3 protein-coding genes are annotated in these 3,276 nt (G+C 33.7%); 1 reads left to right on the forward strand and 2 read right to left on the reverse strand.

The annotated features are described in order from the left end of the window. Positions 1 to 274 precede the first annotated feature (274 nt). Positions 275 to 772 (forward strand): trimethoprim-resistant dihydrofolate reductase DfrG, encoded by a 498-nt coding sequence (gene dfrG, locus KA878_RS12985; protein ID WP_193838860.1) that lies wholly within the window; start codon positions 275 to 277, stop codon positions 770 to 772. Between the two features lie 71 nt (positions 773 to 843). Here dfrG and KA878_RS12990 read toward each other — a convergent pair whose 3' ends face one another. Both KA878_RS12990 and KA878_RS12995 read right to left on the reverse strand, forming a co-directional pair. Further along, positions 844 to 2,796 carry a hypothetical protein gene (locus tag KA878_RS12990; protein ID WP_000163792.1) on the reverse strand — a complete coding sequence of 651 codons (1,953 nt, stop codon included), beginning with the start codon at positions 2,794 to 2,796 and terminating at the stop codon, positions 844 to 846. A 6-nt stretch (positions 2,797 to 2,802) separates the two neighbouring features. Further along, the gene (locus KA878_RS12995) at positions 2,803 to 3,039 is read right to left on the reverse strand and encodes a hypothetical protein (protein ID WP_001159903.1); all 237 of its coding nucleotides are present in this window, start codon (positions 3,037 to 3,039) and stop codon (positions 2,803 to 2,805) included. Positions 3,040 to 3,276 lie beyond the last annotated feature (237 nt).

Consider the following 3,276-nt stretch of genomic DNA (forward strand, 5'->3'; position numbering starts at 1 on the left):
TAAGTAGTTCAGTTTTGGAGTACAAAATGACAAAATGTACTTCAAAATGGACTACTTTTTTCATTTTAACTTACATACCAAATTACATACAAAATGATTTATAAAATGCAATTGAAAATGATAATTGAATGAAAATTTGTGATTTTGTGGTATTATGATAATATAACTTATAGAAAAAATTGCTTATTCAACTAACGGGCAGGATAATGAGAAAAGGTTTTTTGATAGAAATAAGAAATTAGATGGTAAATTAGTTAAAAAGGCTGTGTTATAAATGAAAGTTTCTTTGATTGCTGCGATGGATAAGAATAGAGTGATTGGCAAAGAGAATGACATTCCTTGGAGGATTCCCAAGGACTGGGAATATGTTAAAAATACTACAAAGGGACATCCGATAATATTAGGTAGGAAGAACCTTGAATCAATCGGAAGAGCCTTACCTGACAGAAGAAATATTATTCTGACGAGAGATAAGGGGTTTACCTTTAATGGTTGTGAAATTGTTCATTCAATAGAAGATGTTTTTGAGTTATGTAAAAACGAAGAAGAAATTTTTATTTTCGGAGGAGAACAGATTTATAATTTGTTTTTCCCTTATGTTGAGAAAATGTACATCACAAAAATACATCATGAATTCGAAGGAGATACTTTTTTTCCAGAAGTGAATTATGAGGAATGGAATGAGGTATTTGCCCAAAAAGGGATAAAGAATGTTAAAAATCCGTATAACTACTATTTTCATGTATATGAAAGAAAAAACTTATTGAGTTAACGGGTGCGTTAATTGAAGAAGAACAGTAAAGATAAAGCACAAGAGCTTGGGATTACTCCAAGCTCTTTTTGTCATTTGAAATAAATTATATCTTTCCAATCAAATTGTTTATCTGTAATCCCTAATCTTTGAGCAGGTGTCAAAACCTTTTTATCCGCTGATTTAAAAGGGCGACAAAAGTTGTAGTAAGTTCTTAGAATTGTAATCGCAAATTGAGCATACTTCGGATTGAAGTTAGCGTAAATATAGCTCTTCTTATCACCACGAGCTGTTGTTAATGGTCTTTCAAGAGATGATATATAACGTCTTATCTGTTGAATAAAGCTATTGGTCGAATGGTCATTAACATTTAATAGCATCTTTGCGATTTCGTTTGGTTCCAGAGCAGATAAATCCGTTCTACAATCAACTGAATAAAATCCTTTATCCTTAGTGGCTAATGGATGTTTGATAGGGTTATCGGCATATTTGCGATATCTTTCTCCATCTTTACTAATAGCCTCTTCGTGGAATTGATGACTTGTTAGTAATTCAGTTAGATAATGAGATGCCAAAGTCCGTAGAAACTTTGTTTTGAATCCTCTGATATCTCCCCAATCGAGCAGTTCTGCTTTTGCTTGTCCGAATTCTTTTAAGCATTGTTTTCTGCTTTTCGTCTTGTTAACTTGGCAAATAAAATGATGTGCATCGCTCAACCTTAATTCTTTCGTGAATACTCTATAAAAGGCGTTTCTAATAGAGAAGTCATCATCACTAATCATTCGCCATTCGTCGGCATTAACCATTTGTTTAATTAACCAATAGTGAGCAGTTGTAGTATAAGGAGCATCAACATTTAAACCATCGACAAATCTACTCCTATTAGTAATTTTCCCTAATTCGTGAAGATAAGCATTCCTATTTTCGCTATCGTTAGCGGATGGTTCTTGTGGATAATAAGACCAATCTAACCTATCATTTTTACGACTAAAAGTATTGAGATGGTCTTCTTTGAATTTTCTTGTATCTTCATTTAATTCATCCATTGAAATATTCCAATCATAGGCAACATCAGAACGGAACACATATCTTGATAAGACCTCAGCAGATACAACTATATACGTTTGCATATTAAGGTCTTCAAACCCCGTATATTTCTTTGAACCTTGTCCTTTCTTACGGACGTTATTTAGGTAGTAGTGCATCTTGTCCGTATTAAGCCACATCTCGTTAAATTTCTTTGTTTGAAGGGGTTGTGTCTCATATCGTTCTAAAAACTCCAAACAACGCCTATACAGCCACTCCAGCTTATGATAGTAGGTTCCAACTCCAATTCCTAAAATATCACAAGTACGACTGACTGAAACCCTTCCAACAACCATCTTAGCGAACATTGGAAGAATGGTGTTCTTTTGTTGGTGATAAGTAGTGGTTTCTTCTCTTTTTGGTAGAACATTAGTGAACTTCTTACACGCCTTACATTGATAGCGTTGAGATTTGCCCCTACTTTTCCCCCTTTTGTAAAATTGCTTCGGCTCATTGAATGGGGTTGATTCTTCTTCCGAGCAGCCTTCTTTATGAAATTGATAATCTGGCTCAACATCTTGGATGCTATTGATTTCTATAAGGCGTTTAATTTCTTCAACAACAGACCAATTAGATAAAGGGGTTACTGTACAGTTTTGCGATACACCTCTGCCAATAGGATTGTCATTGCAGTACATACCTTTATGACCTTTATCTTTGGAACTACCAGTCATTTTATATCGACTTGGTTTCCCTTTTACATCTTTGAATTTGTGCTGTTCTTTCCCAAAATTACAACAAAACGGATTGATGCAGTAATTATATTGAATGGGATATTCAGAACCGTTCCATTTAAAAGACGTTGGCAAGAACAACATTTTGTTATACCTTGTTGCAAATCGTTTTGGAGTTAATAAATCATATTGTTTAGCCCTATCTTTTAATTCTTCGTTTGAAATCGGAATTTTAACATCTACAATTTCATCTTCCTTCGTGGCTAATCTTTTAAGCTTGGTCATTGTCTATCAACCCACTCTATCTTTGATACCCATTTTTTCAACAATCCGCTTATTACTTCGCTTGTTGGCAATCCATTCAATAAACTTCTTATCGTCTAAAATGTTCAATAAGAATTCATCCACTGCTTCGCTTTCAGTACGCTCTGCATATTCAGCGTATTGCTTAACTATCACCCTTACTTGCTCTGATATTTCCCAATCCACAGACTTAGCGTTCTTATTTTTTGGCTCAAGAAATTGCATAGGAAAATGCACCCCTTTTTGCTTAGTAAATTGTAACCATTTTAACACACCAATTTGCATTCCTACAATAATTATTTCACGTTCGCATTTTTATATACATTTTAACTTACATTTTGTGGTGTAAATTAACAACAAACGTTGATTTAACAATAAAAAACGAGTATCAAATTCAGTTGCAATTTGATACTCATTTAGGTTTACATTTTCACTTTTTGTACTCCAAAACTGAACTACTTA

The organism is Staphylococcus sp. GDY8P57P (assembly GCF_017892585.1).
In the GTDB taxonomy this organism is placed as follows: domain Bacteria; phylum Bacillota; class Bacilli; order Staphylococcales; family Staphylococcaceae; genus Staphylococcus; species Staphylococcus borealis.

What these genes read in the sequence shown, in the direction of transcription:
- dfrG (WP_193838860.1), top strand. Translation starts at nt 275, where the DNA reads ATGAAAGTTTCTTTGATTGCTGCGATGGATAAGAATAGAGTGATTGGC.
- KA878_RS12995 (WP_001159903.1), bottom strand. Translation starts at nt 3,039, where the DNA reads ATGCAATTTCTTGAGCCAAAAAATAAGAACGCTAAGTCTGTGGATTGG.
- KA878_RS12990 (WP_000163792.1), bottom strand. Translation starts at nt 2,796, where the DNA reads ATGACCAAGCTTAAAAGATTAGCCACGAAGGAAGATGAAATTGTAGAT.